This window comes from Daejeonella sp., assembly GCF_044232565.1.
Taxonomy (GTDB): domain Bacteria; phylum Bacteroidota; class Bacteroidia; order Sphingobacteriales; family Sphingobacteriaceae; genus Daejeonella.
In genome coordinates this window covers 1-5555 of the sequence record NZ_JBIILQ010000186.1, presented here as the reverse complement: position 1 = coordinate 5555, position 5555 = coordinate 1, and the positions used below count along the sequence as shown (strand labels likewise).

5 protein-coding genes are annotated in these 5555 nt (G+C 38.3%); 2 read left to right on the top strand and 3 right to left on the bottom strand.

Annotated elements, in window-relative coordinates:
• Positions 1-455 precede the first annotated feature (455 nt).
• From ACILQF_RS09970 to ACILQF_RS09960, 3 genes are read right to left on the bottom strand one after another with little or no spacing between them, the layout of a single operon-like run.
• Entirely contained in the window at positions 456-1187 is a 732-nt protein-coding gene (locus ACILQF_RS09970) for an MIP/aquaporin family protein (RefSeq protein WP_395627264.1), read from the bottom strand.
• A gap of 19 nt (positions 1188-1206) precedes the next feature.
• Positions 1207-2694: a glycerol kinase GlpK gene (glpK, locus tag ACILQF_RS09965; RefSeq protein ID WP_395627263.1), complete on the bottom strand. Its 1488-nt coding sequence runs from the start codon at positions 2692-2694 to the stop codon at positions 1207-1209.
• 11 nt (positions 2695-2705) lie between these two features.
• Positions 2706-4304 carry a glycerol-3-phosphate dehydrogenase/oxidase gene (locus tag ACILQF_RS09960; RefSeq protein ID WP_395627265.1) on the bottom strand — a complete coding sequence of 533 codons (1599 nt, stop codon included), beginning with the start codon at positions 4302-4304 and terminating at the stop codon, positions 2706-2708.
• A gap of 151 nt (positions 4305-4455) precedes the next feature.
• Between ACILQF_RS09960 and ACILQF_RS09955 the strand changes: the two genes are divergently transcribed.
• Positions 4456-5223, top strand: coding sequence for a DeoR/GlpR family DNA-binding transcription regulator (locus ACILQF_RS09955; protein WP_395627262.1), 768 nt, complete (start codon positions 4456-4458; stop codon positions 5221-5223).
• A gap of 31 nt (positions 5224-5254) precedes the next feature.
• Positions 5255-5555, top strand: a 301-nt coding sequence (locus tag ACILQF_RS09950; protein ID WP_395627261.1) for a pyrroline-5-carboxylate reductase family protein, incomplete at its 3' end; no start/stop codon positions are given.

The window sequence follows — 5555 nt, the reverse complement described above, 5'->3', positions numbered from 1 at the left end:
TACAAATGTTTTCCGCTGCGTCTGATGCTATGAAAGGGTTTGCGAGGGCTAGGGCTGTCATTGCCTCACCAGACGAGGCGGAAGAAGCGTGAACGGAGGGTCTGTGCAAGGAGATTCTGCTAAATAATTTTATTCGTTTTTAATATTCTTTTAACTTCTAACGTCAAACCACCGCCCTGTCATCTCGAACATTCGGCTACAAATGTGAGGTTTAGCGTTAATGTAACGAGTGGAGAGATCTCATGCTATTATTGACTAACGTCAAACGTACCAGGATTCTAGGCAATGGAAATATAAAAACTAATTCTAACCAAAAGTGAGCTTGCTTTTTATTATAAAATTAAAAACATGTTAAATTGAATATAAATGGCTTTTTTATAAAAATTCAATTTTAACCAGACAACATTGATTAATAATGAGGCATCCTACACTTAAACGGAAATAGTCTGTCTAAATCAAGGATTTAAAATAAGAAAAAGTATCGCTGCAAGGCTTGCTCCTATCATCGGTCCAATAACAGGAATCCACGCATACGACCAATCGCATGAACCTTTACCAGATACAGGAAGAATAAAATGCATAAGCCTGGGGCCCAAATCACGAACAGGGTTAATTGCATATCCTGTTGTTCCTCCAAGTGATAGTCCGATAGCCCAAACTAAAAACATAACAGGTATTGCTCCTAAAGACCCCAAACCAACTGGAGCTTTGGTATCAACAATTTCAGCATTTGTAAAATAAAAAATTACAAAAAGCAAAACAAAAGCACCAATTATTTCACTGGTAAGATTTGATAATGTATTTCTAATTGCAGGTCCGGTACAGAAAGCAGCAAGCTTAAGTCCTTTATCTTCTGTTGCAGCAAAATGATCTTTATATTTTATCCAAACTAAAAATGCACCTAGCATTGACCCAAGCATTTGTGCAAGCATGTAAAAAGGCACTTGATTCCAATCAAATTTACCCGAAATCGCTAGCGCGATGGTTACAGCAGGGTTAAGATGCGCCCCACTATAGGGACCAGCAACTACAACAGCCACAAATACTGCCAGAGCCCAAGCGGTAGTGATTACAATCCAACCACCACCATTTCCCTTTGTTCCAGTTAAAACGACATTGGCAACTACGCCATTACCCAAAAGGATCATTAATGCTGTTCCTATAAATTCTGCTAAAAATGGAGTCATAATTAAAGGTATAAAAAATTTATAAACTTACATTTGCTTTTGCGGCCTTAATGGCACGTTCCCAACCATTAACTAATTCCGTGTAATTCTCAAGAGCTACAGGTTCAAAGTTTCTTTCAACTTTCCACTGTGCGGAGATTTCCTCCACATCTTTCCAAAAACCTGTTGCTAAGCCAGCCAAATATGCGGCACCCAAAGCGGTCACTTCTGTTACCTGGGGACGAATCACTTTACATTTCATGATATCTGCTTGAAACTGCATTAATATATTATTTGCGGTTGCACCCCCATCAACTCTTAATTCGCTGATTGGAGTTCCAGCATCTGCTTCCATTGATTTTAAGACCTCCATTGTTTGGTATGCGATACTTTCAAGTGCAGCCCTGGCAAAATGACCTGAATTTGTGCCACGTGTGATTCCCGTAATTGTTCCTCTAGCATGTTGATCCCAATGAGGTGCTCCTAGACCCGCGAACGCTGGAACAATATAAACACCACCATTATCTTTAACTTTTGCCGCTAGTTCCTCCACCTCAGCAGATGATTTTATCAAACCAAGCTCATCTCTTAACCACTGAACAATTGCTCCTCCAATAAAAATACCCCCCTCTAATGCATAGGTAACCTCACCGTTAATTTTCCATGCGATGGTTGTTAAGAGGTTATTGGCCGACATAGCCGGTTTACTTCCGATATTCATCAACATGAAACAGCCAGTACCATAGGTATTTTTTACCATCCCAACTTTAGTACACATTTGTCCGAAAAGCGCCGCTTGTTGATCTCCAGCAATACCCGCAATCGGGATTTTTGTTGCAAGAATATTTCCTGCAGTGTGACCAAACACTTCGCTGGATGATTTTACCTCAGGAAGCATCGAAGCAGGAATATCGAATATCGCTAATAATTGTTTATCCCACTCAAGAGTATTAATATCGAATAACATAGTGCGGGAAGCATTACTCACATCAGTAACATGCGTAGCACCACCAGATAGCTTCCAAATCAACCAAGAATCGACTGTTCCAAAGAGCAATTTCCCCTCATCGGCTTTTTGACGAGCTCCGGGAACATTTTCAAGAATCCAACGAACCTTTGTTGCAGAAAAATAAGAATCAATAATAAGTCCGGTTTTTTTACGAATCATGTCTCCATGTTCCATTCTTATAGAATCACAATAGTCGGATGTTCGGCGATCCTGCCATACAATGGCATTATAAACTGGAATTCCGCTTTCTTTATCCCAAACAATCGTTGTTTCCCTTTGGTTGGTGATACCGATGGCATGGATATCCTCAGAATTTAAACCTGCTTTGGCAAGCACCTCTGTAGCAACCGATACTTGAGTAGACCAGATTTCTAAAGGCTTATGTTCAACCCATCCAGGTACGGGATAAATTTGCTCAAATTCTTTCTGCGAAACGGCTATAATACTGCCTTCACGATCAAAAACTATGGCTCTTGAGCTAGTTGTACCTTGATCTAGTGATAAAATATAATTTCCCATTTTTTTTTTGCTTATGTAAGGGTTGTTTCTTTTTCCTGTATGAGGGGTTCTAATAAATATTCGCTCGCAATTTGCGTAAATTCAAGGATTTGTTCTTCCACCCATAAGGAACTCATTTGCATTTCATCAGCCATAAGCTGAGCCACTATAGGGCACATTTCAATTGCTGCTCTTGCATCAACAAAAAGCATTCTCATTCTTCTAGCCAAAACATCCTCTACTTTGTATGCCATTTCATTACGTACAGCCCAAATTACCTCTGCTTTGATATTTGGATAAGAGGCATGAATTTGTTCTTCACCGCCAGACAACTCAGAGGCCAAAATTAAAATATTAGCCATGTCAGATCCATAAATAGACAAATGACTCGAAGAGTGATTAGAAGTACAAGCATGAATTTTCAAATCTTTAGTGACACATTTTTCTCTCCCTAAATTACTCGTTTGAATGGCAGTATCAATAGTTTCTTCTGACATTTTTCTATAAGTGGTCCATTTTCCACCTGTAATAGTGATTAAACCTGATTTAGATACAATTAGTTTATGATCTCTAGAAATCTCCTTAGTTGCATTACTATCATTTTTACTCGGCGCAGCAAGCGGCCGTAAACCTGCAAAAACACTTAAAACATCTTTTTTATCTATTCTCATTTTAAAATACTTGGCGGCAGTATCCAAAATAAAATCGACTTCTTCATCAAGAGCCCTGGGCTCAAGACTATGCTCATCGATAGGGGTGTCTGTTGTACCAACTAATAATTTAGAATGCCATGGAACAGCAAAAAGAACACGATTATCTGAAGTTTTGGGAATCATCAATGCCGAATCACTCCCAAGAAACTTTTTTTCAATTACCAAATGAATACCCTGGCTTGGTCTAACCATTTTTTCGGCATTTGGGGTATTCATTTTAAGAATATCATCTACAAAAACTCCAGTAGCATTAATAACAATTTTGGCATGCAATAAATGATTATTTCCACTTAACAAATCAAAAGCCTCAACACCATTTACTTTACCTTTTTTATCCTTAAGAAGCTTATTAACCTTAACATAATTTAATACACTTCCTCCTCTTTCAATACAAGTCTGAGCAATATTAACAGCAAGACGGGCATCATCAAATTTACCATCGAAATAACTTATGGCACCCACAAGTGATTTATCAACGAGGCCTGGCAATCTTTTTTGCACTTCTGCTCTAGATAAAAATTTTGACTTCCCAAAGCTATATCCACCGGCTAGCCAATCATATATTTTCAAACCACTTAGGTATTTAATAACAGAAAACCAATCGTAGCAAGGAATTAAAAACTCCTCTTTCGAAACCAGATGTGCCGCATTAATTTGTAAACGCCCTCGCTCCTTCAATGCTTGATAAACCAATGAAATATCGCCCTGAGCTAGATATCTAACACCACCATGGACAAGCTTGGTGCTTCTACTCGATGTTCCTTTAGCAAAATCAGACTGCTCTAACAGAAGCGTTTTAAATCCGCGAGCTGCAGAATCAAGCGCTGTACCAAGGCCGGTTGCTCCTCCCCCAATTACTATCAAATCCCATTCGGATTCATTCTCTAAAACACCGCGATCTTGCTTACTATACTGCATAAAAGTAATAATACGAAATAATACGCAATTATAAGTAATCATTTCGAAACCTTTTAATCATAAATGAAAAATACAATGTTGAATTTCTATCATAAATTAAGGCTTTTTTCAGATAATTTCAGTATTTTGCATAGACATAGATTACCCTTAAATGAGCAGTTTAGCAGAAAGACATCAGTATATAATTAAAAAACTTCAAAAAGAGCAATACATAAATGTGGTAGACCTCTGCAGTGAATTGAAAGTTTCATCTGTAACAATTCGAAAGGATTTAAAACTACTGGAAGATAAAAATTTGCTTTTCAAGATACATGGAGGCGCTACCTTAACCAATCCATACACAATTGATCGCTCCGTGAATGAGAAAGAACAGTTGCAATCTGACGAAAAAATAAGCATCGGACAAGCTGCTGCGACCCTTGTAAATGAAAATGACTCCATCATTATTGCATCAGGAACCTCTGTTTTGGCTTTTGCAAAATGTATCCCTTTAAATTTACCCTTAACTGTAATTACCTCTGCTTTAAATGTTGCTCTCGAATTATCGCACCATCCTTATACAGAAGTGATGCAATTAGGAGGGATGCTTCGCAAAAGTTCATCATCTGTTATGGGTCCGTACTCAGAGGCTATTCTGAACGAATTTTTCTGTAGCAAATTATTCCTAGGTGTGGATGGAATCGATCTCGAATTTGGCTTAACAACAACAAACATAATGGAGGCACACCTCAATAGACAAATGATTAGTGTCTCCCAAAAAACCATCGTTTTAACAGATTCGACAAAGTTTGGGAAAAGAGGTTTCGGAAAAATTTGTAATATTGACGAAATTGATCACATCATCACAGATAGCGGAATTTCAGAGCATACAGTAAATCAGCTTCAAAGCATGGGTGTAACCGTTACCATAGTTGATTAGGCTTGTTGACACCTCAATAAAATAATTTATAATGAACATAGGAATTATTGGCCTTGGCGATATGGGTTGCATTTACGCTAAGTCTTTGGCTAAAGCTGGTTATAATGTGCTTGGCTGCGACCTACCGCATCGTAGAGAAATACTTGAAGCTGAATTGAACCCTTTTGGGATTAAAATTTTAGCCGATGGTAAGGAGGTATCCCAACTGTCTGATGTTATATTCTATTCTGTTGAAGCCGAACGCATTGCAGAAGTCTTGAGCCAATATGGGCCCCATACCAAAAAAGGCGCTATTGTTGCGGGACAAACATCTGTAAAGCATCCTGAAATTG

Excerpts from the sequence above, each read along its gene's own strand:
- ACILQF_RS09970 (WP_395627264.1), bottom strand. The coding sequence starts at position 1,187 with ATGACTCCATTTTTAGCAGAATTTATAGGAACAGCATTAATGATCCTT.
- glpK (WP_395627263.1), bottom strand. The coding sequence starts at position 2,694 with ATGGGAAATTATATTTTATCACTAGATCAAGGTACAACTAGCTCAAGA.
- ACILQF_RS09960 (WP_395627265.1), bottom strand. The coding sequence starts at position 4,304 with ATGCAGTATAGTAAGCAAGATCGCGGTGTTTTAGAGAATGAATCCGAA.
- ACILQF_RS09955 (WP_395627262.1), top strand. The coding sequence starts at position 4,456 with ATGAGCAGTTTAGCAGAAAGACATCAGTATATAATTAAAAAACTTCAA.